At 71.6% G+C, this 23688-nt stretch carries 20 protein-coding genes; 10 read left to right on the top strand and 10 right to left on the bottom strand.

Translation table 11 applies throughout. The features are described from left to right. Window positions 1-141: 141 nt before the first annotated feature. From ACFVAJ_RS04815 to ACFVAJ_RS04800, 4 genes are all read left to right on the top strand, one after another. Entirely contained in the window at window positions 142-960 is an 819-nt protein-coding gene (locus ACFVAJ_RS04815; RefSeq protein ID WP_376941667.1) for an amino acid ABC transporter substrate-binding protein, read from the top strand. 116 nt (window positions 961-1076) lie between these two features. Further along, entirely contained in the window at window positions 1077-1739 is a 663-nt protein-coding gene (locus tag ACFVAJ_RS04810; RefSeq protein ID WP_376941666.1) for an amino acid ABC transporter permease, read from the top strand. Beyond that, a complete protein-coding gene (locus ACFVAJ_RS04805) occupies window positions 1726-2583 on the top strand; it encodes an amino acid ABC transporter ATP-binding protein (RefSeq protein ID WP_376941665.1) in 858 nt (285 codons plus the stop codon). Before ACFVAJ_RS04810 ends, ACFVAJ_RS04805 begins: the two co-directional genes overlap by 14 nt. Before the next feature lie 37 nt (window positions 2584-2620). Then, window positions 2621-3370, top strand: a complete 750-nt coding sequence (locus tag ACFVAJ_RS04800) for a Pr6Pr family membrane protein (protein ID WP_376941664.1) — start codon at window positions 2621-2623, stop codon at window positions 3368-3370. On the opposite strand, the gene ACFVAJ_RS04795 is transcribed toward ACFVAJ_RS04800, so the two are convergent. The 4 genes from ACFVAJ_RS04795 to ACFVAJ_RS04780 form a co-directional block, all read right to left on the bottom strand. Continuing rightward, entirely contained in the window at window positions 3267-4817 is a 1551-nt protein-coding gene (locus ACFVAJ_RS04795; protein ID WP_376941663.1) for an FAD-dependent oxidoreductase, read from the bottom strand. The two genes, ACFVAJ_RS04800 and ACFVAJ_RS04795, sit on opposite strands and share 104 nt — an antisense overlap. Window positions 4818-4827: 10 nt before the next feature. Then, window positions 4828-6030 carry an aminotransferase class I/II-fold pyridoxal phosphate-dependent enzyme gene (locus ACFVAJ_RS04790; protein ID WP_376941662.1) on the bottom strand — a complete coding sequence of 401 codons (1203 nt, stop codon included), beginning with the start codon at window positions 6028-6030 and terminating at the stop codon, window positions 4828-4830. A gap of 128 nt (window positions 6031-6158) precedes the next feature. Next, entirely contained in the window at window positions 6159-7601 is a 1443-nt protein-coding gene (locus ACFVAJ_RS04785; protein WP_376941661.1) for an aspartate aminotransferase family protein, read from the bottom strand. 20 nt (window positions 7602-7621) lie between these two features. After that, complete coding sequence (locus tag ACFVAJ_RS04780; RefSeq protein WP_376941660.1) at window positions 7622-9187, bottom strand: CoA-acylating methylmalonate-semialdehyde dehydrogenase; 1566 nt, start codon at window positions 9185-9187, stop codon at window positions 7622-7624. Between the two features lie 103 nt (window positions 9188-9290). Between ACFVAJ_RS04780 and ACFVAJ_RS04775 the strand changes: the two genes are divergently transcribed. From ACFVAJ_RS04775 to ACFVAJ_RS04765, 3 genes are all read left to right on the top strand, one after another. Beyond that, window positions 9291-10952: a PucR family transcriptional regulator gene (locus tag ACFVAJ_RS04775; protein WP_376941659.1), complete on the top strand. Its 1662-nt coding sequence runs from the start codon at window positions 9291-9293 to the stop codon at window positions 10950-10952. Window positions 10953-11059: 107 nt separating this feature from the next. Then, window positions 11060-11518 (top strand): VOC family protein, encoded by a 459-nt coding sequence (locus ACFVAJ_RS04770; protein ID WP_376941658.1) that lies wholly within the window; start codon window positions 11060-11062, stop codon window positions 11516-11518. 4 nt (window positions 11519-11522) lie between these two features. Further along, on the top strand, window positions 11523-12242 hold the full coding sequence (locus ACFVAJ_RS04765) for a winged helix-turn-helix transcriptional regulator (RefSeq protein WP_376941657.1): 720 nt from the start codon (window positions 11523-11525) through the stop codon (window positions 12240-12242). Window positions 12243-12414: 172 nt separating this feature from the next. On the opposite strand, the gene ACFVAJ_RS04760 is transcribed toward ACFVAJ_RS04765, so the two are convergent. From ACFVAJ_RS04760 to ACFVAJ_RS04750, 3 genes are read right to left on the bottom strand one after another with little or no spacing between them, the layout of a single operon-like run. Continuing rightward, a complete protein-coding gene (locus tag ACFVAJ_RS04760; RefSeq protein WP_376941656.1) occupies window positions 12415-13791 on the bottom strand; it encodes an NAD-dependent succinate-semialdehyde dehydrogenase in 1377 nt (458 codons plus the stop codon). Window positions 13792-13817: 26 nt separating this feature from the next. Continuing rightward, a complete protein-coding gene (locus ACFVAJ_RS04755) occupies window positions 13818-14201 on the bottom strand; it encodes a cupin domain-containing protein (protein WP_376941655.1) in 384 nt (127 codons plus the stop codon). After that, window positions 14198-15649 (bottom strand): NAD(P)/FAD-dependent oxidoreductase, encoded by a 1452-nt coding sequence (locus ACFVAJ_RS04750; RefSeq protein ID WP_376941654.1) that lies wholly within the window; start codon window positions 15647-15649, stop codon window positions 14198-14200. Before ACFVAJ_RS04750 ends, ACFVAJ_RS04755 begins: the two co-directional genes overlap by 4 nt. Window positions 15650-15794: 145 nt before the next feature. Here ACFVAJ_RS04750 and ACFVAJ_RS04745 point away from each other — a divergent pair, with 145 nt between their 5' ends. Further along, on the top strand, window positions 15795-18035 hold the full coding sequence (locus tag ACFVAJ_RS04745; protein ID WP_376941653.1) for an AAA family ATPase: 2241 nt from the start codon (window positions 15795-15797) through the stop codon (window positions 18033-18035). Window positions 18036-18037: 2 nt separating this feature from the next. Here the strand turns inward: ACFVAJ_RS04745 and ACFVAJ_RS04740 are convergent, their stop codons facing one another. Next, window positions 18038-18364, bottom strand: a complete 327-nt coding sequence (locus tag ACFVAJ_RS04740; protein ID WP_376941652.1) for a carboxymuconolactone decarboxylase family protein — start codon at window positions 18362-18364, stop codon at window positions 18038-18040. A gap of 212 nt (window positions 18365-18576) precedes the next feature. Between ACFVAJ_RS04740 and ACFVAJ_RS04735 the strand changes: the two genes are divergently transcribed. Together ACFVAJ_RS04735 and ACFVAJ_RS04730 are read left to right on the top strand one after the other, a co-directional pair. Beyond that, on the top strand, window positions 18577-20931 hold the full coding sequence (locus ACFVAJ_RS04735; RefSeq protein WP_376941651.1) for a sulfatase-like hydrolase/transferase: 2355 nt from the start codon (window positions 18577-18579) through the stop codon (window positions 20929-20931). 120 nt (window positions 20932-21051) lie between these two features. Next, window positions 21052-21456 (top strand): hypothetical protein, encoded by a 405-nt coding sequence (locus ACFVAJ_RS04730; protein WP_376941650.1) that lies wholly within the window; start codon window positions 21052-21054, stop codon window positions 21454-21456. Between the two features lie 76 nt (window positions 21457-21532). Here ACFVAJ_RS04730 and ACFVAJ_RS04725 read toward each other — a convergent pair whose 3' ends face one another. Next, a complete protein-coding gene (locus tag ACFVAJ_RS04725; protein ID WP_376941649.1) occupies window positions 21533-22993 on the bottom strand; it encodes a helix-turn-helix domain-containing protein in 1461 nt (486 codons plus the stop codon). A 129-nt stretch (window positions 22994-23122) separates the two neighbouring features. After that, complete coding sequence (locus tag ACFVAJ_RS04720) at window positions 23123-23671, bottom strand: cysteine hydrolase family protein (protein ID WP_376941648.1); 549 nt, start codon at window positions 23669-23671, stop codon at window positions 23123-23125. Between the last annotated feature and the right edge of the window lie 17 nt (window positions 23672-23688).

The following is a 23688-nucleotide window of genomic DNA, read 5'->3' as shown; positions in this document are numbered from 1 at the left end:
TGAGAAACCCGGGGAGCGAGCGAACGGGCGGGAATGCAACGCGGGGTAATGCCGTTTCACCTTGCGGCCGGGTCGTGATGGACTCGACCCCATCGTCGCCGCGTACCTGCGGCCGCACCCCTCCCCACGAACGGAGCCCCCATGTCCCGCGCACCCCGTGCCCGCACCCTGCTCGGCCTCGCCGCCGCCTCCCTCGCCGTCGTCGCGCTCGCCGCCTGCTCGTCGAGCGCCCCCGCCGCGAGCGACTCGGCCGCCGGTGACGACGAGTTCGGGCTCGTGAACGCCGGAACCCTGACGGTCGCGACCGAGGGCACCTACCCTCCGTTCACGTTCCACGAGGGCGGCGCGGGCGACCTCGTCGGCTACGACGTCGAGGTGGCCGAGGCCGTCGCCGACAAGCTCGGCCTCGAGATCCAGTTCGAGGAGACCCAGTGGGACGCGATCTTCGCGGGCCTCGACGCGGGCCGCTTCGACGTCATCGCCAATCAGGTCTCGATCAACCCCGAGCGCGAGGAGGACTACCTCTTCTCGACCCCGTACACCGTGTCGCCGAGCGTCGTCGTCGTGAACGAGGGCGACGACTCGATCTCGAGCTTCGAGGACCTGAAGGGCAAGACCACCGCGCAGTCGCTGACGAGCAACTTCTACCAGCTCGCCGTCGACGCCGGTGCGAACGTCGAGGCCGTCGAGGGCTGGGCGCAGGCCGTCGCACTCCTCGAGCAGGGCCGTGTCGACGCCACGGTCAACGACAAGCTCACCTACCTCGACTACGTGAAGCAGACGCCCGACGCGAAGCTCGCCGTCGTGGCCGAGACCGACCCGAGCGAGAGCGCCCTCACCTTCACGAAGGACAAGACCGCGCTCGTGAAGGCCGTCGACGAGGCGCTCGCCGAACTCCGCGAGGAGGGCGTGCTCGCCGAGCTCGGCGAGAAGTACTTCGGCGAGGACGTCTCGCAGTAGCGCTCACCTGATCGACGGGCGGATGCCGCGTTCCGCCCCTGGTTCGCACGGGGAACACCCCCGGTGGAATCATGGGGTGACGCGGCATCCGCCGTATCTCGGAAGGCGGTGAGGCGATGACCGACTGGCAACTCGTCCTCGACTCGTTCTGGCCACTGCTCTGGGGCGGCCTCAGCGGAACGATTCCGCTCGCGCTGGCCTCGTTCGCGCTCGGGCTCGTGCTCGCGCTCGGCGTCGCCCTCATGCGGATCAGCCGCAACCGCGTGGTCAGCGGCATCGCGAGGTTCTACATCTCGGTGATCCGCGGCACGCCGCTGCTCGTGCAGCTCTTCGTGATCTTCTACGGCATGCCCTCGGTCGGCATCACGATCGACCCGTGGCCGAGCGCGATCATCGCGTTCTCGCTCAACGTCGGCGGCTACGCGGCCGAGGTGATCCGTGCGGCCATCCTCTCGGTGCCGAAGGGCCAGTGGGAGGCCGGCTACACGATCGGAATGTCGTCGGGGACGACGCTCACCCGGCTGATCCTGCCGCAGGCGGCGCGCGTCTCGGTGCCGCCGCTGTCGAACACCTTCATCTCGCTCGTGAAGGACACCTCGCTCGCCTCGCTCATCCTCGTGACCGAGATGTTCCGGGTGGCGCAGGAGATCGCGGCGTTCAGCCGGGAGTTCCTGCTCATCTACATCGAAGCGGCCGTCATCTACTGGCTCTTCTGCCTCGTGCTGTCGAGCGGGCAGAACCTGATCGAGAAGAGATTGGACCGCTATGTCGCCCACTGATCGCGACGGGTCGGCGAACGACGGCGCGGTGAACGGTTCGGATGCCTCGGGCCCCGACCCGCTCGCCCCGGGCCAGACCCCCGACGACAGCGTGCTGCTCGAGGCGCGCGGCATCCGCAAGTCGTTCGGCGACAACGAGGTGCTGCGGTCGATCGACCTCGAGGTGCGCCGCGGCGAGGTCGTCGTGCTCATCGGGCCGAGCGGCTCGGGCAAGACGACCGTGCTGCGTTCGCTCAACGGTCTCGAGACGCCCGACGCCGGCACGGTCGGGATCGCGGGCGGGCCCTCGCTCGACTTCTCGACGCCGATCTCGAAGGCCGAGCGCTTCGCGCTCCGCGACCGTTCGGCGATGGTGTTCCAGCAGCACAACCTCTTCCCGCACATGACGGTGCTGCAGAACGTCATCGAGGGCCCGGTCCGGGTGCAGAAGGTGCCGAAGGCGCAGGCCGTGGCCGAGGCATCCGCCCTGCTCGATCGCGTCGGCCTCGCCGAGAAGCGCGACGCCTACCCCTTCGAGCTCTCGGGCGGGCAGCAGCAGCGCGTCGGCATCGTGCGCGCGCTCGCGCTGAAGCCGCTGCTGCTGCTCTTCGACGAGCCGACGAGCGCGCTCGACCCCGAGCTCGTGGGCGAGGTGCTGCAGGTCATCAAGGAGCTCGCCGACGAGGGCTGGACGATGGTCGTCGTCACGCACGAGCTCGGGTTCGCTCGGCAGGCCGCCGACGAGGTGCTCTTCATGGACGGCGGCGTCGTCGTCGAGCGCGGAGCGCCCGAGCAGATCTTCACCGCGCCGCGCGAGGAGCGCACGCGGCGGTTCCTGCAGCGCATCCTGCGCCCGCTCGACTGAGGCTCGCGCTGACGCCGGCGGCGGCTAGCGTGGAGGCATGCCGGGCCCGCGTTCACCGAACGACGCGGGTTCGCCGCGCGCGCGGCGGACGCTGGGCGTCTTCCGGCTCGCGATCGCGGTGCTCGAGGTCGTCGCGCTCATCGGCAACTTCGAGTACGTGCTCGGGTTCCGGTTCTTCGCGACCACGAACTTCTTCAGCTACTTCACCGTGCAGTCGGCGTTCCTCGCGGTCGTGACGCTCGGCATCGCCGGAGGATTCGCGCTCGCCGCGCCGCGCGACCCGCCTTGGCTCGGGGTGCTGCGCACGATGGTGACGGTGTACGTGCTGGTGTCGGGCATCGTGTTCGGCATCATCGTCGCCCAGGCCTCGACGCGCGACTACCGCGTCGACGTGCCCTGGTCGGACACCCTGCTCCACTTCGTCGTGCCGGCGCTCGCCGTCATCGCCTGGACGGCCGACAGCATCATGGCGGTGAACCCGCGGGTGCCGTGGTCGACGGTCGGCTGGGTGCTCGTCTACCCCACGGTGTGGCTCGGCTACACGCTCGCGCGCGGCGCCGACCTCGGGTGGTACCCGTACTTCTTCCTCGACGAGGCGCAGGTCGGCGGCCCGGTCGGCGTCGCGCTCTACTGCGCGCTCGTGCTCGTCATCTTCGTGACGCTGACCGCGGGCCTCGTCGCCGTCAACCGGCGGCTGTGGCGAAGGGCACGAGATCGGCGAGCACCGCCTCCCGGAACGCCGCGTCGTCGAGCGCCTCGAGACGTTCGGCCTGCGTCGCGGCGATGAGCCCGACGAGCACCGGCTCGCCGTCGGGCGCTCCCGCATCGAGCCAGGCGGCGACGCTCGGGGTCTCGCCGACGACGGTCAGCACCGTGACGGATGCCTCGGCCCCGGTGCCGTCGGCGTCGCCGGACTCGTTCGCGGGGCGCCAGAACGCCTCCTCGAAGCGCAGCCACACCGTGTCGACGAGCCCGACGCCGAGGCGCGAGATCGCCCGCTGGTGCAGGAGGGGCAGGGCGGGGGAGAACTGCAGCGTGTCGGTCTTCAGCACCCCGAGCGGCACGGTGACGACGACTCGGTCGACCGTGAGCGACTCGCCCGAGTCGAGGCGCAGGCTCACCCGGCGCTCGTCGTAGGCGATGCGGGTCACGACGCTCATGACGGCGATGTCGAGCGCGTCGGCGTCGGCGTCGAGGGCGCCGGCGAGGCCGCGGGCGAGCGCCGGCGCGGTCGACGAGGGCGCGTCGGGGTCGGCGCCGGTCGCGGGGCCGGCGGCCACGGCGCCCCTGCCGAGCTCGGCCAGGGCGGCGACGCGGTTCGCGGTCGCGCCGGTCTCGACCCCGACCCCGCTCGCCAGCGAGTGGGCGAGCCAGGCCGCGGGGGAGACGCCCGTCGCGTCGGGCTGGGTCGAGAGCGAGGCGCTCGTGCCCGACTCGACGAGCGCGGTCGCGAGCGAGAGCTCTCTCGCCCTCGCCTCGGGCTGGGCGGCGGCCCACGCCTGCGCTGCGGCGATCGCGTCGGGGCCGGTCGTGGGGATGGCCACCGTCGCACCGTCCGCCGTGCGCGCGCCGGCGGGAGGGGCGATCGGCAGCAGCTCGACGGAGTCGGGCAGCGCCGCCTGCAGCGCCGTGCTGCCGATGACGAGCGCGCCGAGCTCGATCGGGCCGTCGAAGCCGTCGGCGTCGACGGTGTCGATGCGCCCGCCGATGCGGTCCCTGGCTTCGATGACGACGACCTCGAGGTCTCGGTCGGCGAGCTCGCGAGCGGCGGTGAGCCCCGCGAGCCCGGCGCCGATCACGGCGACGCGTTCGCCGGGCTCCGCGAGCTCGAGCACGAGGGACGCCGCGCGGGCGCCCGAGCTGCGGGCGCCCTGCAGGGTGCCCGGCGCCGCGGTGTCGCAGGCCTCGCCCGCGAAGAACACCCGTTCGGCGACGGGCTGCGCGAGTGCCTCGCGCAGCTCGTCGGGGCCGCCCGCCGCGTCGTAGGTGAACGCCCCGCGGGCGAAGGGGTCGGCGCCCCAGCGTGAACGGCGCACCGTGATCGGCTCGGGGACGGGCGACGGTGTCGGTGCGGGGGAGGGCGTCGGGGAGGTGGTCGGACTCCCGGTCGGCGGCGGTGTCGGGGTCGGCTGCGGTGCGGTGCAACTCGCGAGCACGACGGTCGCGAGGCCGGAGAAGGAGGCGGCGAGGAACGTTCGCCGGGCCATGCCGCCGGGCGTCGCCCGTGAGTCCATGTGGTTCAGGCTAGCCGACGCCCGCGGCGGCGTACGCGGCGGCGAAGCGCGGGAGGGACGCCTCGATCGTCTCCAACGTGGCGGTCAGCGAGATGCGGAAGTACCCGGGGGTCTCGAACATGCGCCCCGGCAGCACGAGCACGCCCTCGCGGTCGAGCAGCCGGGCGAACTCCGCGTCGTCGGCGAGTGGAGACTCGGGGAACAGGTAGAAGGTGCCCTCGGGCACGGCGACGCGGTACCCGAGCTCGCGGAGCGCCGCGACCATGACGTCGCGCTTGCGCTGGAACAGGGCGAGGTCGAAGCGCAACTGCTCGAGCCGGGGCAGCGCGTACTGCATCGACGCGTTCGGGAACAGCCATCCGCCGGTGATCTGCACGGTCTCGACGGCGCTGCGGATCTCGTCGCGGGCCGCGGCCGGCATCGTCGGCGGCACGGCGAGGTAGCCGATGCGCTCGCCCGGTGAGAGCAGGGTCTTGCCGTAGCTGTAGGCCAGGAAGCTCCACGGGTAGAACTCGACCGGGCTGCGGAAGCGCAGCCCGTCGTACACGATGCGGTTGTAGGCCTCGTCGGAGACGAGGTGGATGCGACGTCCGTGCCGTGCGGATCGCTCGTCGAGCAGCGCGGCGAGGCGCTCGAGGAGGGCCGGCGGGTAGACGCGCCCCGTCGGATTGTTCGGGCTGTTCACGATGACGACGCGGGTGCGCGGCGTGATCGCCGCGGCGATCGCCTCGAGGTCGAGATCGAAGGTGCGCCGGTCGATCGGCACTTTCACGGGAACCATGCCCGCCTCGAGGATGAGCCCCTCGTAGAGGAACCAGGGCGGCAGGCTGTACACGACCTCGTCGCCCGGGTCGCCGACGACCTTCAACGCGGCCGAGATCGCCGCGAAGCCGCCCGTCGTGAGATGGACGTCGTCGGGTTCGAACGGGATGCCGAGGTGCGCGCGCATCGAGTCGGTCGCAGCTCGGATGGCCTCCGGGTCGCCGAAGTTGTAGGCGAACCAGAGCTCGTGCTGCGGAACCGTCGCGTCGCGGAGGATCTCGACGTACTCGGCCGAGGGCGGGTCGTGCGGGTCGCCGAAGGTGAAGTCGAGCACGCCGGGCTCATGCCGTCGTCGCTCGTAGCCCGACAAGCGGTAGAAGTCGTAGAGCATCTGGAACGGCGTCGCCGCGGCGACGGTCTCCACGCGGTCCGAGATATGACGGTCGTCCATGAGCGCTTCCCCCGATCCGGGCGCGCCGTCGGCACGGCGGCCCGTGAACGACGCCCATGGTACTCCGCACGAGAGGCCCGGGTCTCGGGGCGAACCCCGAGGCCCGGGCCTCTGCGACGGCGGTGCGCTCAGCCGGCGGTGACGTACCCGTCGGCGACCGTGAGCGCCTCGTCGATGATGTCGAGGCCGCGCACGAGCTCCTCCTCGGAGATGACGAGCGGCGGGGCGACGTGCATCCGGTTGAAGTGCACGAACGGCCAGAGGCCGGCCTGCTTGCAGGCGGCGGCGACCGCGCCCATGGGGGCCGCGTCGGCGCCTGCGGCGTTGAACGGCACGAGCGGCTCGCGCGTCGAGGCATCCTTCACGAGCTCGATCGCCCAGAACAGGCCGACGCCGCGCACCTCGCCGACCGAGGGGTGCTTCGCGGCGATCTCGCGGAGGCGGGGACCGACGACGCGCTCGCCGAGGTCGCGCACGTGCTCGAGGATTCCGTCGCGCTCGAACACCTCGAACGTCGCGACGCCGGGGGCGCACGCGAGCGGGTGGCCCGAGTAGGTCAGGCCGCCCATGAAGGCCACGGTGTCGAAGTGCGAGGCGATCTTCTGCGAGATCACGACGCCGCCGAGCGGGGCGTAGCCCGAGTTGACGCCCTTCGCGAAGGTGATGAGGTCGGGGATGACGCCGAAGTGGTTCACCGCGAACCACTCGCCGATGCGGCCGAACCCGACCATGACCTCGTCGGCGATGTAGACGATGCCGTACTTGTCGCAGAGCGCGCGCACGCCCTCGAGGTAGCCGGGCGGCGGCACGAGCACGCCGTTCGTGCCGACGACCGTCTCGAGGATGACCGCGGCGACGGTCGACGCGCCCTCGAGCACGATGACCTGCTCGAGGTGGGCGAGCGCGCGCTGCGCCTCCTCCTCGGGCGTGGTCGAGCCCCAGGCGGAGCGGTACTCGTACGGTCCGAAGAAGTGCGCGACCGAGCCGTCGGAGGGCTCGTTCGCCCAGCGGCGCGGGTCGCCCGTGAGCGAGATCGCCGTCGCGGTGCCGCCGTGGTAGCTGCGGTACATCGAGAGCACCTTGCGGCGGCCCGTCACGGCGCGCGCCATGCGCACCGCGTACTCGTTGGCGTCGGCGCCGCCGTTCGTGAAGAAGACCTTGTCGAGGTCGCCGGGGGCGACCTCGGCGATGCGGCGGGCCAGCTCGCCGCGCACGTCGGACGCCATCGAGGGCTGGATCGTCGCGAGACGGCCGGCCTGCTGCTGGATGGCGGCGACGAGGTCGGGGTGCTGGTGCCCGAGGTTCAGGTTCACGAGTTGCGACGAGAAGTCGAGGTACGCGTTGCCCTGGTAGTCCCAGAACGTCGCGCCCTCGCCGGCGGCGATCGGCAGCGGGTCGATGAGGGCCTGCGCGCTCCACGAGTGGAAGACGTGGGCCCGGTCGTCGGCGCGAACCTGCGCGTCGGCGGCGGCGTCGGGCAGCGCGTGCACCGCGCCGTGGCGGTCGGTGTAGACCGCCTCGGTGCCGGCCGCGAGCTCGTCGCCGGTGACGTCGGTGATGGTGTCGGTCATGTCGGAGTCTCCTGGACGGGTCAGTGGTTCTGGGGGAAGCCCAGGTTGATGCCGGTGTGCGCGCGGTCGCTGCGCGTGGCCGGGTCGAGCCAGCGGCTCGTGATGGCCTTCTCGCGCGTGAAGAAGTCGAAGCCGTGCGTGCCGTACGCCTTCGAGTCGCCGAACAGCGACTGCTTCCATCCGCCGAACGAGTGGTAGGCCACCGGCACGGGGATCGGGACGTTGATGCCGATCATGCCGACCTGCACCTCGTTCTGGAAGCGGCGGGCCGCGCCGCCGTCGTTCGTGAAGATCGCAGTGCCGTTGCCGAACTGGCCGGAGTTGATGAGGTCGAGGCCCTCGTCGTACGACTGCACCCGCACGATCGAGAGCACCGGGCCGAAGATCTCCTCGGTGTAGGCCCGCGAGGTGGTCGGCACGTCGTCGATCAGGGTCGGGCCGAAGAAGAAGCCGTCCTCGTGGCCGTCGACGGTGAAGCCGCGGCCGTCGACGACGATCTTCGCGCCGTCGGCCTCGGCGATGTCGACGTACGAGGCGACCTTGTCGCGGTGCACGTCGGTGATCAGCGGGCCCATGTCGGGCTCGACGCCCTCGACGCCGGCGCCGTTGCCGATCTTCAGCTGGGCGATGCGCTCGGTGATCTTGGTGATCAGCTCGTCGGCGACGGGCTCGACGGCCAGCACGACGGAGATCGCCATGCAGCGCTCGCCGGCGGCGCCGTAGCCGGCGTTCACGGCCTGGTCGGCGACGAGGTCGAGGTCGGCGTCGGGGAGCACCAGCATGTGGTTCTTCGCGCCGCCGAGGGCCTGGACGCGCTTGCCGTGCTTCGAGGCGGTCTCGTAGATGTACTGCGCGATCGGGGTCGAGCCGACGAACGAGATCGACTGCACGACGGGCGAGGTGAGCAGGCCGTCGACGGCGAGCTTGTCGCCCTGCAGGACGGTGAACACGCCGTCGGGGAGACCGGCCTCCTTCCACAGCTCCGCGAGCCAGAGCGCCGCCGAGGGGTCCTTCTCGCTCGGCTTCAGGACGACGGCGTTGCCGGCGGCGATCGCGATGGGGAAGAACCACATCGGGACCATCGCCGGGAAGTTGAAGGGGCTGATGATGCCGACCACGCCGAGCGGCTGCTTCAGCGAATAGACGTCGATACCCGAGGAGGCGTTCTCGGAGAACGCGCCCTTGATCAGGTGCGGGAACCCGGTCGCGAGTTCGACGACCTCCTGGCCGCGGAGGATCTCGCCCATGGCGTCGGAGAGCACCTTGCCGTGCTCGGAGGTGATGATCGCGGCGAGCTCGCCCTTGCGCGAGTTGAGCAGCTCGCGGAACGCGAACATCACGGTCTGGCGCTTCGCGATCGAGTAGCCGCTCCACACCTCGAAGCCGGCCTGCGCCGACGCGATCGCCGCGTCGATCTCGGCCTGGTCGGCCAGTACGACCTCGGCCTGCACCGCGCCCGTGGCGGGGTTGTAGACCGGAGCGGTGCGGCCGGAGCTCGAGGCGCGCACCGCGCCGTCGATCCAGTGCCCGATCGCGGGCACTTCGGAGTTCGACGTGGGCGACGTCGCGGTCTCGGTGATACTCATGACAGGTCCTTCCGGGCGGTGCATCAGGGCGTTCAGACAGATTGGCCGACGCTCGACTAAGCTTCTGATTTCCCAGTGTTGCAGAGGCGAAGAGAGCGAAGCGGTGCCAGATCGTCGCGAAGATCATTCGATCCGAACGGATCGTCCGGGCGGCCTGAACGGGGCGCAGGCGGCTGCGGCCGACGACGGTGCGGCGCTGCCGACGGTGCGCGAGATCCTCGCGCTGCCGGCCGTGGTGGCCGGGGTTCCCGAGGTGCTCTCGGGCGACGACGGGGGGCTCGACGCCCGGGTGCGCTGGGTGCACGTCTCCGACAGCGCGGGCGTCGCCCGGCTCCTCGACGGCGGGGAGCTGCTGCTGTCGACGGGCTCGGGCTGGCCGACCGACCCCGACGAGCTCCACGACTTCGTCTCCGGCCTCGTCGACGCCGGCCTCGCCGGCCTCGTGCTCGAGCTCGGCGTGCACTACCGCTACGTGCCCGCCGTCGTCGAGCAGGCGGCTCGCGAGCGCGGGCTCGCGCTCGTCGCGCTCCACCGCGAGGTGAAGTTCGTCACGCTGACGGAGGCGGTGCACAGCCGGATCATCTCCGAGCAGACGGCCGCCCTCCGCGCCCGAGACGAGGTGCGCGAGCGCTTCACCGCGCTGAGCCTGCGCGGTTCGCCCGCCGACTACATCGTCGCGCAGCTCGCGCAGACCCTCGGCTCGCCGGTCGTGCTCGAGAACCTCGCCTACGAGGTCGTCGCGGCCGAGGTGCCTGCGGGCGCCGAGGAGGCGCTGCTCGCGAACTGGGAGCAGCGATCCCGGCAGGCGCACCGCCACCCCGACGAGTGGCTGATCGTGCCGGTCGAGGCACGGGGCATCCGGTGGGGGCACCTCATCGCGCTGCCCGGGCCGGCGCATCCGGCGGGCCGGACCGGCGTGCTCGAGCAGGGGGCGATCGCGCTCGCGCTCGGCCGTCTCGCCGACGGCGACGACGCCGACGAGTGGGTGCGCGCCGGGCGGCAGCGGCTCATCGACGGCCTGCTCGAGGGGCGGTTCGCAGGTCTCCCCGCGGCGGCGGCGCGCCTCGGCGCCGCCGGCCTGCCGGTCGAGGGCGCGACGCTCCACGGCCTCGTCGTCACGGGTGCGCCGGTCACGGCGGCGCGGGCGGATACCGCGGCGAAGGCGTTCGGCGGCCGGGCCCTCGCCGGGGCGGCGCCCGGCTGGTCGCGGCAGACCCAGGCGAGCATCGTGCTGCTGTCGCTGCCGGCCGGAGCGTCGTTCGCCGATGCGACCGCGCGCGAGTTCGCGCGGGCGCTGATCGGTGACGAGGCATCCGCCGATCACCTGGTGCTCTCGATCGGGCAGGCTGCGTCGGGCCTCGACGGGCTGCTCGGCTCGGTGCAGGAGGCGATCGACCTGGCGCGCGCGCCCGGCGCGCGGTCGCGGCGCGGCCTCGCGATCCGCCGGGCGGAGGACCGCCCGCTCATCAGGCTCGTGACCTCGCTGCGCGACGACCACCGGCTGCTGCGGCACAGCGAACAGATGCTCGCGCCGCTCATCGAGTACGACCTCGCCCGCGGCGGTGACCTGCTCGACGTGCTCGGCGCGACGCTCGCGCACCCCGGCAACCGCACGGCGGCCGCGGGGGCGTCGCACCTGTCGAGATCGGTGTTCTACCAGCGCCTGTCCCTCATCGGGCAGCTGCTCGGCGTCGACCTCGACGACGGCGAGACGCTCACGGCGCTGCACCTCGCGCTGCTCGTGCGGCGGAGCGCCCTGCGCTGACCGCGTCGAAGATCTGTTCACTTGCTATTGACAAGTGAACTTGCAAAGAGCAAGCTGGAGTTCGTAACCACCCGAACACGACCACTGACGATCCCTCGGAGGCGATCATGAGCACGACCAGCATCTTCGTGAACCTGCCCACCAACGACCTCGACCGCTCGAAGGCGTTCTACGAGGCCCTCGGGTTCAGCATCAACCCGCTCTTCACCGACGAGAACGCCGCCTGCGTGGTGCTCGACGAGAACATCTACTTCATGGTGCTCACCCGCGAGTACCTCGGCACCTTCACCGACAAGCAGATCATCGACACCAAGACGCAGGCGCAGACGAGCATCTCGTTCACCCGCGACTCCCGCGACGAGGTCGACGCCGTGCTCGCCAAGGGGCTCGCTGCGGGCGGCACCGAGCCGCGCGACGCGCAGGACTACGGCTTCATGTACTCGCGCGACCTCGAGGACCCCGACGGCAACATCCTCGGCTTCCTCTTCATGGAGCAGGCGGCGGTCGAGCAGGGGCCCGATGCCTACCTGGCCGACCAGGCCAAGGCACAGTCGGCCACGGCCTGACCGCATGGCGACACGCGGCGCGCGCGGCTTCGGCCAGTACGGCGGAGCCGCCCGCGCGCTCGAGCGGGTCGGGGATCGATGGGCGCTGCTCATCGTCCGCGACCTGCTCGTCGGCGCGCGCCGATACGGCGACCTCAAGGCCGGGCTGCCGCGCATCCCCACGAACATCCTCAGCGATCGGCTGAAGGAGCTGCAGGAGGCGGGCGTGCTGCGCCGCGTGCCGAGCGTGCGCGGCGGCTACGAGCTCACCGAGCTCGGCCGGGGCCTCGAACCCGTCGTCGTCGCGCTCGAACGCTGGGGGTGGTCGCTGCTCGGCGAGCCCGGCGACGGCGAGACGATGAGCGCCGACTCCATCGCCTTCGCGCTGCGCGCGGCGTTCCGGCCGGATGCCGCGGCGTCGATGCCGCCCACCGAGTACGTGCTGCACGTGGTCGACGACGCCGCGCCGGTCTCGGTGTCGGCGATCGTCATCGGCCCGACGCTCGACGTCGCCCCGGTCGGCCCGGGCGCGCTGCCCCAGCCCCGCCGGTCGGCGCTCGAGCCGGTGCCCCAGGCGGTGCTCGAGCTCGAACTCGAGCCGGGGCGCCTGCGCGGACTGCTCGACGGCGAGGCATCCGAAGTCTCGTTCGCCGGCGACGCCGAGCTGCTGGCGCGCTTCACCACGACCTTCCGCATCGCGCCGTCGGGCCCAGCGCCGGGTGCGGTCGACGCAGCGGTCGCCTGAGCGCGCCGCGGACGTTGTCGAAGCGAGACCGGTCGATGCTGCTGCTGCACGTCATCCGATCGCTCCCGTGACCAGGCGTCTGCGGCTGATCGGGCGGCTGAAGTACGCCCGACCCGCAACGGGGCCCGCCGGCGAGCTCGCCGGCAGGCCCCGTTGCGGGTGACGAGGTCGGCTACTTCGCGACGAACCGCAGACGGCGGTTGGCGAACTCGCCGATGCCGACCGGGCCCATCTCGCGGCCGAAGCCCGAGCGCTTCACGCCGCCGAACGGCAGCTCGGCGGCCTCGGCCGCGATCGTGTTGACGTGGGTCATGCCGACGTCGAGCCGGGAGGCGACCCGGGCGGCGCGCGCCTCGTCGGTCGAGAACACCGAGCCGCCGAGGCCGAAGGGGCTGTCGTTGGCGACGTCGACGGCCTCGTCGTCGCTGTGCACGCGGTAGACCGTCGCGACCGGGCCGAACATCTCCTCGCGGTACGAGTCGGAGTCGCGGGGCACGCCCGTCAGCACGGCGGGCGAGAAGTACGCGCCGGGGCCCTCGGAGAGCACGCCGCCCACCTCGAGGGTCGCGCCCTCGGCGACGGCCTTCTGCACCTGGGCGTTCACGGTCTCGGCGGCGGCTCGCGACGAGAGGGGGACGTACTGGCCTTCGCCGAGGTCGAGCTGGTCGCCCGGCTCGAGCCCGGTCGCGAGGCGGCGCAGCTCGGCGACGAACTCGTCGTAGATGTCGTCCATCACGATGAGCCGCTTGTTCGAGTTGCACACCTGGCCGCCGTTGTAGACGCGGAAGTCCCAGGCCGCCTGCGCGACGCTCGCGACGTCGTCGGAGTCGAGCACGACCATCGCGTCGTTGCCGCCGAGTTCGAGCACGCACTTCTTCAGGTGGCGGCCGGCCTGCTCGCCGATGATGCCGCCGGCCCGCTCGGAACCGGTGAGCGAGACGCCCTGCACCCGCGGGTCGGCGATCATGGTCGCGATCTGCTCGTGCGAGGCGAACACGTTCTGGTAGCCGCCGACCGGAACCCCGGCCTCCTCCATGATCTCCTGGATCGTCAGCGACGAACGGGCGCAGATGTCGGCGTGCTTCAGGATGATCGTGTTGCCCAGCACGAGGTTCGGGGCAGCGAAGCGGGCCACCTGGTAGTACGGGAAGTTCCACGGCATGACGCCGAGGAGCGCCCCGACGGGCAGCTGCTCGATGATCGCCTTGCCGGGGATCGTCGACGGGATCTCGTGGTCGGTGATCAGGCTCGGCCCGTGCACCGCGTAGTACTCGATGATCGAGCGGGCGAACTCGACCTCGTCGAGCGACTCGGCGATCGACTTGCCCATCTCGACGGCGATGAGCCGCGCGAGTTCGTCCTTGCGCTCCTCGAAGAGCTCGGCCACCCGCTTGACCACTGCGGCGCGCTCCTGCACGCTGCGCTCGCGCCACTCGCGGTAGGCGGCGTCGGCCGCCGCGAGGGTCTCCTCGATCTGGGCATCGGTCGCGGCCTCGAAGGTCTCGACGATCTCGCCGGTCGCGGGGTTCTGCACCCGATACTTCGCCATGATGTTCCTCTTCTTCTCTCCGAGCCTCAGCGCTCGATGAATACCTTGCGGAGCGGCTCGCGGACCGTCCAGATCGTCTTCATGCCCGCCTCGAGGCGGACGACCGCCCCCGGGGCGAGCACGATGGGGTCGCCGGGCCGGCCGGTCGACGGCACATGCTCGAACTCGACCGTCGCCGCCCCGGCGAGCACGACGAAGACCTCGTCGACCTCGACGTCGCGCATCGCGCCGACCGACATCTCCCAGACGCCGATCTCGCCCGCCCCCGACTCGTCGAGCGCGCGGTAGGCCGTCGTCGGGCTGCCCGTGACGACCTGCTCGGCCGGCACCGGCTCGTGCTCGAGGGCGAGCCCCGAGGCATCCGTCAGTGCGCCGGCGACGAGGCGCAGCACGGTCTCGTCGGCGCTCACGAGTCGAACCCCAGGCCGAGCGCGTCGAGCGTCTTCAGCAGCACGTTGCGCCGGCCGCGGTTGTGGTCGGCGCGGTCGAGCGACCAGCGGGTCGCGTTGATGCCGATCGCGGCGGCCGGCTCGGGCGGGAAGGGCAGCGGACGCTTGCGCACCATCTCGAGCGTGGTGCGCTCGTTCTCGCGACGCTCGAGGAGGTCGAGCATCGTCTCTGCGGCGAAGCGGGTCGACCCCACGCCGAGCCCGGTGAACCCGGCGGCGTAGGCGACGCGGTGGTCGCGGGCCGTGCCGAAGAACGCCGTGAACTGGGTGCTCGTGTCGATCGCCCCCGCCCACTGGTGGCTGAACTTCAGCCCCTCGAGCTGCGGGAACGTGGTGAAGAAGTGGCTCGCGAGCCGCTGCCAGCTCTCGGGCCGGTGCTCGTACGACTCGCGCACCTTGCGCCCGTAGTTGTAGATGGCGTCGTAGCCGCCGAAGAGGATGCGGTTGTCCTTCGAGAGCCGGTAGTAGTGGAACTGGTTGGCCATGTCGCCGATGCCCTGGCGGTCGTTCCAGCCGATGTCGGCCAGCTGCTGCGCCGAGAGCGGCTCGGTCATGAGCACGTAGTCGTAGACGGGCACCGTCATGAGCCGGTTGCGCTTGAGCAGCGACGGGAACACGTTCGTCGCGAGCACGGCGTGCTTCGCGTCGACGCGGCCGCCGTCGGTGACGACGCTGACCGCACCCGTCGAGCCGGGCGTCTCGAGGCGGCGCACGGGGGAGTGCTCGAAGATCTCGACGCCGCGCTCCTCGGCGACGCGCGCGAGCTCGGCGGCGAGGCGGGCGGGGTGCAGCATGCCGTTGGTGCGCTTCTCCCACACGCCGGCGAGGTAGGTCGGCGACTTGACGGATGCCTGGACCGCGGCTTCATCGAGGAAGACGACGTCGTCGCCCTCGCCGTGCTTCGCGGCCTCGTCGGCCCAGTCGCGCAGCCACTCGACCTGGTGCTCCTCGATGGCGGGAGCGAGCTGCCCGGTGCGCTCGAACTGGAAGTCCATGCCGTATTTCGCCTCGCTGGCCTCGATCGCGTCGAGGTTCTCCATGCCGAGGCGCTGGAGCAGCTCCATCTCCTTCGGCCAGCGGGCCTGGCCGTTCTCGTCGCCGTGCGTGAGGCTGGCCTCGCAAAAGCCGCCGTTGCGGCCCGAGGCCGCCCAGCCGACCCGCTTCGCCTCGACGAGCACGACGTGCGCGTCGGGGTTGCGCTCCTTGGCGAGCAGGGCCGTCCAGAGGCCGGTGTAGCCGCCGCCGACGACGACGAGGTCGGCGACCGCCGTGCCTGCGAGCTTCGGCCGCGAGGGCGTCAACGCCTCGGGCAGGTCGTCGATCCAGAAGGTCGAATGCGAGGTGCCACCGAGCGCGTGCTCGATGACGGAGGGCTGGGGGATGCGTCGTTCGAAGACGGTGGTGCCCACGGGTATCACTCCGATGCGATGGTTGGTTCCCCCATCCTCGCCCGGCGGGGCGAGCGACCGCCACTTCGCGCTGTCGCGAGTTCGAAGGCGGTCCGGACAAGGTGTCGCACGCCGGATCCGCGTGCGCACTCCCTAGAATCCGGATATGGACGGACTGACGACCGTGCAGGAGGACACTTCGTCGCCGACGAGCGACGACCCCGCCTCGCCGAAGTTCGCGCCGCCGCGGGGTCGCGGCGGCAGCGTGAGCCGCCGCCGCCTGATCGATCGCGCGCGGTCGTCGGGGGCTCCGCTCGTGAGCCTCGCGGCACCGGCCGGGTACGGCAAGTCGACGCTGGTGCGCGAGTGGGCCGAGCGCGACGACCGCGTGCTCGTCTGGGTCTCGCTCGACCGCTTCGACGACGACCCGGCGGCGCTCATCGCCGTGCTGGCGGGCGCGTTCGACCGCGCGATGCCGGGCGATGACGGCCTGGCCGCTCTCACCGCGCTCCCCATGACCGGTCGCGCCGTGCTCGGGCGGGCGGCGCCGATGCTCGCCGCCGCGATCGAGCGCGTCGAGTCGCCGTTCGTGCTCGTGCTCGACGACCTCCACGAGGCCGAGACCCCCGCCTGCCAGGACGCGCTCGAGGTCGCCCTCGGACGCATCCCGGCGGGGTCGCAGGTCGTGATGGCGAGTCGACGGGTTCCCGAGTTCCTCTCGCGCCTGCGCCTCGGCGGGGAGGTCGTCGAGATCGGCGCCGACCAGCTGCGCCTCGACGTGCACGACGCCCGACGGGTGTTCGACGCGTTCGAGGCCGTCGCGGACGACGGCGACCTGGCGCGCCTCGTCGAGCACACCGAGGGATGGCCCACCGGGATCGCGCTCGCCGCGCTCGCCGCACGTGACGGCGGGCATCCGGTCGACATCGGCGGCGACGACCGCTTCGTCGCCGACTACCTCTATCGCGCGTGCTATCGCGCGCTCGATGCCGACGACCAGTCGTTCCTGCGGCGCACCGCCCTGCTCGAGCACCTCTCCGCCGGATGCTGCGACGCGGTGCTCGAACGCGACGACTCGCGGGCCAGGCTGAGCGAGCTCGAGCGTCGGGGGCTCTTCCTCGTGCCGATCGAGCGACCTCGTGGCGAGTACCGGTACCACCAGCTGTTCCGCGAGTTCCTGCTCGCCGAGTTCGATCGGGTCGAGCCCGGGGAGGGGCCCGAGCTGCATCGCCGGGCGGCGGCGTGGTGCGAGCGGCACGGCGAGGTCGCGCTCGCGATCGAGCACCTGCTCGCGGCCGGCGATCGACGGCGGTCCGTGCGGCTCGTCGCCGAGCGCTCGCTCCGGGCCTATCAGGCCGGTGAGCTCGCCGCGGTCTCCCGGTGGATGCACGAGCTCGGCTCCGAGGCGATCGCCGAGTACCCGCCGCTCGTCGTGCTCGCGGGTCTCCGCGCCATCCTCGACGGACATGCCGCAGAAGCCGACGGCTGGGCCCGGCTCTTCGACCGCATCGAGTACGACGGGCCCGCCGAACTCGGCTTGCCGAGCTACGACTCGGCTCGTGCGATGGTGCGGGCGATCATGTGGCGCGACGGGCTCGCCGCGGCCACGGCCGACGCGGCCTTCGGGCTCGAGTCGGAGTCGCCGTCGAGCCTGTGGCACGATCAGGCGCTGCACCTCGTCGGGTGGACCCGACTGCTCGCGGGCGAGACGGATGCCGCGATCGAGGCGTTCGAACGGTCGTCCGGCCAGGCCGAGCTCTTCGGCAACGCCGACTCGATCGTGCTGAGCGAGGCCGAGCTCGCGATCATCGCCCTCGATCGGGGCGACGTCGCGGAGGCCGGCGGCCACGTCGACCGGGGGCTGGCCGCGATCGCCGAGCACGGCATGGACGGCTACGCGACCACCACCCTCGTGCTCGCGGTGGGTGCCCGCGTCGCGATCCGGCGGAAGGACGGCCCCGCCGCGAAGCGCCTGCTCGCGCGCGCGATGCGCGACCGGGGACTCTGCACCCACGTGATGCCGGTCCTCGCCGTCAAGGTCCGGCTCGAACTCGCCCGCGCCTTCGTCGCGCTCGGCAAGGGGTCGACGGCGGCGCACCTGCTGCAGGAGATCGACGACCTCCTGCGGGTGCGCCCCGGCCTCGGCACGCTCCTCGATGACGTCGCCGCGCTGCGGTCGTCGATGGAGCAGTCGCGCGAGGTGCTCGGCGTCTCCCCGCTCACCCCGGCCGAGCTCCGGCTGCTGCCCTACCTGCAGACGCACCTCACGATCGCCGAGATCGGCGAGCGGTTGTTCGTCTCCCGCAACACGGTGAGCTCGCAGCTCGGCTCCATCTACCGCAAGCTGCAGGTCACGACGAGGGGTGCGGCCGTCGAACGGGCGGAGGAGCTCCGCCTGCTCGGCTGACCTCAGTCGGCTCCGGAGACGAAGGTCTCGAGGTCGAGGTCGAGCGCCACGGCGAGATGCTGGGCCGCCGCGACCGCGCGAGGCATGCCGACGACCGGGGCCACCGCGACGATGAGCTGCACGAGCTCGGCCGCGGTCGAGCCCGCTCGGATCGCCCCGTCGACCGCCGAGGAGAACGAGGCGTCGGTCCCGCCGACGCCGCAGAGGGCACCGAGACGGGCGAGCGCGAGCGACTTCGGGCCCAACGGTCCGGCGGGCTCGGGGAGGCCCTCACCCGAGAGCCGGTCGTCGTCGATCGCCAGGCGACGCAGCAGTTCGAGGTGGTCCATGCCCGACCTCCAATCGATGCTCCGATCACACCCCCCTTCACGGGGTTCCGCATCATGCAGATCACGCGAATGATGGGGGCGTGTCCGGATCGCGCGATCTGCGTGATGCCGAGACGGCACCGGGCCCGCACGATGGACAGCCCGCGCCGGTGCCTCGCGCCGGGCACTCCCGCGCACTCCGCCGACGGGCGCGGGGAGGACAGGAGAACCCCATGGCCGACACCGCATCCCGCTCGATCATCGGAACACCGCTGCCGCCGGCGCGCACGCTGCCGTTCCCGCCGAAGGGCTCCGGCAGCATCGCCGGTCGCACCCTGGCCGAATCGACGTACTCGCCCAAGCCGCCCGACCGCCACCTCGGCGAGCAGGCGCCCAACGTCCTCGTGATCCTCATCGACGACGCGGGGCCGGCGCTGCCCGCCCCGCTCGGCGGCGTCGTCGAGACGCCGACGCTCGGCCGCCTGCGCGACGAGGGCATCGGCTTCAACCGGTTTCACACGACGGCCATGTGCTCACCGACCCGCGCCTCGCTCCTCACCGGCCGCAACCATCACCGGGTGGGCTCCGGGCAGATCGCCGAGCTCGCGAACGACTGGGACGGCTACTCGGGCCACATCCCGAAGTCGAGCGCGACGATGGCCGAGGTGCTCCGCAACTACGGCTACTCGACCGGCGCCTGGGGCAAATGGCACAACACGCCCGCCGAGGAGACGACGAAGGCGGGGCCCTACGACCGCTGGCCGACCGGCTACGGCTTCGAGTACTTCTACGGGTTCCTCGCCGGCGAGGCATCCCAGTACGAGCCGAACCTCGTGCGCAACACGACCTCGGTGCTCCCGCCGCGCTCGCCCGAGGACGGCTACCACCTCAGCGAGGACCTGGCCGACGACGCGATCGAGTGGCTGCGCGACCACAAGGCGAACGCCCCCGACAAGCCCTTCTTCATGTACTGGGCGACCGGCGCGATCCACGGGCCGCACCACATCATGAAGGAGTGGGCCGACAAGTACGCCGGCCGCTTCGACGACGGCTGGGACGCCTACCGCGAGCACTCGTTCGCGGGCGCGAAGGCTGCCGGGTGGATCCCCCAGGACGCCGAGCTGACCGCGCGCCCCGAGAGCCTGCAGGGCTGGGACGAGATCCCCGACCACCAGAAGCCGTTCCAGGCCCGCCTGATGGAGGTCTGCGCCGGGTTCGGCGAGCACGCCGACGTGCAGGCCGGGCGCCTCGTCGACGCGCTCGAGGAGCTGGGCTACGGCGACGACACGCTCATCGTCTACATCTGGGGCGACAACGGGTCGTCGGGCGAGGGGCAGAACGGCACGATCAGCGAGCTGCTCGCGCAGAACATGATCCCGACGACCGTCGACCAGCACATCGCCGCACTCGACGAGCTCGGCGGACTCGACGCGCTCGGCAGCCCGGCGACCGACAACCAGTACCACGCCGCCTGGGCGTGGGCCGGCTCGTCGCCGTACCAGGGCATGAAGCTGATGGCCTCGCACCTCGGCGGCACGCGCAACCCGATGTTCCTGCGGTGGCCCGGTCGGATCGCGCACGATCCGGAGCCGCGGACGCAGTTCCACCACGTGATCGACCTCGTGCCGACGGTCTACGAGGTGCTCGGCATCTCGCACCCCGAGCAGGTGAACGGCATCCACCAGGATCCGATCGACGGCACGAGCTTCGCCTACGCCGTCGACGAGGCGGCGGCCGAGGGCCGTCGTCGCACGCAGTACTTCGAGATCATGGCCTCCCGCTCGATCTACTCCGACGGCTGGATCGCGTCGGCGACGGGACCGCGACTGCCGTGGGTTCCCGGTGCCCCTCCCGGCATCGCCACGTGGACTCCCGACGCCGACCGGTGGGAGCTCTACCACCTCGACGACGACTGGAGCCAGGCGCACGACCTCGCCGCCGACCACCCCGAGAAGCTCGCCGAGATGAAGGAGCTCTTCGCGATCGAGGCGGCCAGGAACGAGGTGCTGCCGATCGGCGGCGGGCTCTGGGTGCCGGTGTACCACCCCGAGTTCCGGCTCGGCCCGAGCTACACCGAGTGGGAGCTGTCGGGCGACACCGTACGCATCCCGGAGTTCTGCGCACCGGCGCTCGGCAACCGGCCGAACACGGTGACGATGAAGGCGTCGCTGCCCCAAGGTGCGAACGGCGTGCTCTACAAGCTCGGCGGCGCCGGCGGCGGGCTCACCTGCTTCGTCGTCGACGGCGTGCTCACGTACGAGTACAACCTGTTCCTCGTGCAGCGGACGACGATCGCCTCGGAGTCGCCGATCGCGGCGGGCGAGCACGTGATCGAGGTCGTGACCGACTCTGTCGAGCCCCGGCCGGGCGGCCCGCTCTCGGTGACCCTGCGGGTCGACGGCACGAAGGTCGGGTCGGGCACGGTGCCGATCAGCGCCCCGCTGCTCTTCTCGGCCAACGACTGCCTCGACATCGGCAGGGCCTACGGCGGCGCGGTGTCGCGGGCGTACGCAGACCGCATGCCGTTCGCCTTCGACGGGGCGATCGAGTCGGTCCACGTCGCGTATCACCTCCCCGCGACGGCGTGAGCCGGGCGGCCGGCCCCCGGGATTCACGCGAACTGCGTGATGTCCGGCGGGGCGGCCGCTCAGTAGCGTGACGACGACGGACGCGGTGCGCGCCCGCCGAATCCACTGGGAGGAATCGACATGAGCGACACCGAAACGACCGGCTGGGTCGGTTGGGGCTACTTCGCGGCGATCATGCTGCTCGTCGCGGGCATCTTCGACGCGATCTACGGCCTCATGGCCGTCATCGGCCCGAACAGCGCCTACTTCGTGACGAACGAGGGCCTGTTCCTCATGGACGTCGCGGGCTGGGGCTGGTGGCACCTGATCATCGGCGTCGTCCTGATCCTGGCCTCACTGGCGCTGTTCGCCGGTGCGACCTGGGCGCGCGTGGTGGCGATCATCCTCGCGATCGTGAACGCGATCGGCCAGCTCTTCCTGCTGCCCGCGCAGCCGTGGTGGTCGCTCATCGTCATCGTGCTCGACATCCTCGTGATCTACGCGCTCACCGTGCACGGCCGGGAGCTCCGCAAGGCGGCGAGCTGAGCCGACCGACCAGCGCCCGGGCGGGCCGGCCCTTCCGCCGGCCGGCCCGGGCGCTTCGTCGTGCGTCGCCGCCTGCTCAGCGCGGGGCGTGCGCCTCGAGGAACTGGTAGACCTCGGTCTGGTCGACGCCCGGGAAGGTGCCCGTGGGCAGCGCCGCCAGCAGGGAGGTCGGCGTGCGCGCAGCCGGCCACGAGGCATCCGCCCACTTCTCGGCGAGGCCCGACGGGGCCTGGCAGCACGCGGGGTCGGGGCAGCGCGACACCGCACGATGGGGTGTCTCGCGGCCGCGGAACCACTTGACGTGCTCGAACGGCACGCCCACCGACACCGAGTACTCGCCCTCCTTGGCCTTCTCGATGCGCGAGGTGCACCAGAACGTGCCCGACGGAGTGTCGGTGTACTGGTACCACGGGCTGTAGCGGTCCTCGACGTCGAACACGGTGCGCGCCGTCCAGTTGCGGCACATCGTGGTGCCCTCGATCGCGCCGAGCGCGTCGCTCGGGAAGCGCACCCGGTCGTTCTCGTACGCCTTGATGATCGTGCCCGACTCGTGCACCTTCGTGAAGTGCACGGGGATGTCGAGGCGGGCGGTCGCGAGGTTCGTGAAGCGGTGGGCGGCGGTCTCGTACGAGACGGCGAAGGCGTCGCGGAGGTCCTCCATGGAGATGCGACGCAGGTTCTTCGCCTCGGAGAGGAAGCGCACCGCCGCCTGCTCGGGCAGCAGGAGCGCGGCCGTCAGGTAGTTCGTCTCGATGCGCTGGCGCAGGAACTCGGCGTAGTTCGCGGGCTCCTCGTGGCCGAGCAGGTGGCTCGCGAGCGCCTGGAGGATGGGCGAGCGGGAGTCGCGCGAGGGCGACTGCTGCGTCGGCAGGTAGATGCGTCCGTGGTGCTTGTCGGTCACCGATCGCGTCGAGTGCGGCAGGTCGCCCACGTAGTGCAGCGAGTAGCCGAGGTGCGACGCCATGTCGGCGACGAGCTGGTGCGACACCGGGCCGCCGGTGTGGCCGACGGCCTCGAGCAGCTCGGCCGCCTTCTGCTCGAGCTCGGGGTAGAAGTTGTCGCGGGCGCGCATCTCGGCGCGCAGCTCGCCGTTCGCGCGGCGCGCCTCCTCGGGCGTGGCTGCGCGCTCGCGGTGGAGGCGGTCGATCTCGTTGTGCAGGGCGAGGATCGTCTGCAGGGTCTGGTCGTTCATCGTCTTCGCGACGCGGAAGGGGTCGAGCCCGAGGGCCGCGAACACGGGGCCGCGCTGTGCGCGCTCGACGGCGATCTCGAGGGCGACGCGCTCGTTCGGGGCGTCGGTGCGCAGCAGTTCGTCGACCGTGGTGCCGAGCGCGAGCGCGATCGTGCGCAACATCGAGAGGCGCGGCTCGCGCTTGCCGTTCTCGATGGCGCTCACCTGCGAGGGCGCCCGGTCGATCGCGCGGGCCAGCTCGCCGAGCGTCATGCCGCGGGCCGTGCGGCGGTCGCGGATGCGCCGGCCGAGCGTGAGCGCGTCGAGCTGTTCGGCGGCTTCAGCGGTGGCATCGACGGTGATCATGCCATCGATGGTCACACGTGCCGGCGGTTCACGCAAACGGAAGATTCGCAGAAGTTCTGCGAATGAAGGGCTCCAGGTGTGCCAGCCTCGACGAAATGGATGCCTCGCGAGCGAAGAATCCGTGAAGTGCTAGCCCTGCGCGATGATCTCCTCGGCGCTCACGACGGTGGCGTAGCTGCCGTCGAGCGCCGCCATGAAGGCCGCGTGCACCTGCGCGCCCGGCACGACGACCCCGTCGAACTCGAGGTCGGGGGCGGCGCACGCATCGTGGGCGACGTTCACCGTCCAGCCGGCGTCGGCCGCCGCGCGCACGGTCGCGTCGACGCACATGCTCGACATCATGCCGGCGACGACGAGCTCGTCGGGGGCGATCGCGCGCAGCCGCTCGTCGAGGTCGGTCTCGAGGAACGAGTTCGGGTTCTCCTTCGTGACGAGCGGCTCGTCGGCGAGCGGCGCGACCGACGGGTGGATCTCGACGCCCGGGGTGCCCGGTTGGAAGAACGCCGCATCGGGGGCGTCCCAGATGTGCTGCACGTGCACGACCGGCTCGCCGCGCTCACGCCAGGCGGCGAGCAGTCGCGAGGCCTGCGCCGCGGCCGCGTCGGTGCCGACGAGCGGGTGCCGGCCGCCGGGGAAGTAGTCCTGCTGGATGTCGATGATGATGAGCGCTCGGGTCACACGCCCAATGTAACGAG

The sequence above is a fragment of the Agromyces sp. NPDC057679 genome (assembly GCF_042799635.1).
Taxonomy (GTDB): Bacteria; Actinomycetota; Actinomycetes; order Actinomycetales; family Microbacteriaceae; genus Agromyces.
This window is presented reverse-complemented; position numbering and strand designations above follow the sequence as displayed.

What these genes read in the sequence shown, in the direction of transcription:
- ACFVAJ_RS04735 (WP_376941651.1), top strand. Translation starts at nt 18,577, where the DNA reads ATGGCCGACACCGCATCCCGCTCGATCATCGGAACACCGCTGCCGCCG.
- ACFVAJ_RS04770 (WP_376941658.1), top strand. Translation starts at nt 11,060, where the DNA reads ATGAGCACGACCAGCATCTTCGTGAACCTGCCCACCAACGACCTCGAC.
- ACFVAJ_RS04745 (WP_376941653.1), top strand. Translation starts at nt 15,795, where the DNA reads ATGGACGGACTGACGACCGTGCAGGAGGACACTTCGTCGCCGACGAGC.
- ACFVAJ_RS04780 (WP_376941660.1), bottom strand. Translation starts at nt 9,187, where the DNA reads ATGAGTATCACCGAGACCGCGACGTCGCCCACGTCGAACTCCGAAGTG.
- ACFVAJ_RS04795 (WP_376941663.1), bottom strand. Translation starts at nt 4,817, where the DNA reads ATGGACTCACGGGCGACGCCCGGCGGCATGGCCCGGCGAACGTTCCTC.
- ACFVAJ_RS04790 (WP_376941662.1), bottom strand. Translation starts at nt 6,030, where the DNA reads ATGGACGACCGTCATATCTCGGACCGCGTGGAGACCGTCGCCGCGGCG.
- ACFVAJ_RS04725 (WP_376941649.1), bottom strand. Translation starts at nt 22,993, where the DNA reads ATGATCACCGTCGATGCCACCGCTGAAGCCGCCGAACAGCTCGACGCG.
- ACFVAJ_RS04765 (WP_376941657.1), top strand. Translation starts at nt 11,523, where the DNA reads ATGGCGACACGCGGCGCGCGCGGCTTCGGCCAGTACGGCGGAGCCGCC.
- ACFVAJ_RS04800 (WP_376941664.1), top strand. Translation starts at nt 2,621, where the DNA reads ATGCCGGGCCCGCGTTCACCGAACGACGCGGGTTCGCCGCGCGCGCGG.
- ACFVAJ_RS04805 (WP_376941665.1), top strand. Translation starts at nt 1,726, where the DNA reads ATGTCGCCCACTGATCGCGACGGGTCGGCGAACGACGGCGCGGTGAAC.
- ACFVAJ_RS04810 (WP_376941666.1), top strand. Translation starts at nt 1,077, where the DNA reads ATGACCGACTGGCAACTCGTCCTCGACTCGTTCTGGCCACTGCTCTGG.
- ACFVAJ_RS04815 (WP_376941667.1), top strand. Translation starts at nt 142, where the DNA reads ATGTCCCGCGCACCCCGTGCCCGCACCCTGCTCGGCCTCGCCGCCGCC.
- ACFVAJ_RS04730 (WP_376941650.1), top strand. Translation starts at nt 21,052, where the DNA reads ATGAGCGACACCGAAACGACCGGCTGGGTCGGTTGGGGCTACTTCGCG.
- ACFVAJ_RS04785 (WP_376941661.1), bottom strand. Translation starts at nt 7,601, where the DNA reads ATGACCGACACCATCACCGACGTCACCGGCGACGAGCTCGCGGCCGGC.
- ACFVAJ_RS04740 (WP_376941652.1), bottom strand. Translation starts at nt 18,364, where the DNA reads ATGGACCACCTCGAACTGCTGCGTCGCCTGGCGATCGACGACGACCGG.
- ACFVAJ_RS04760 (WP_376941656.1), bottom strand. Translation starts at nt 13,791, where the DNA reads ATGGCGAAGTATCGGGTGCAGAACCCCGCGACCGGCGAGATCGTCGAG.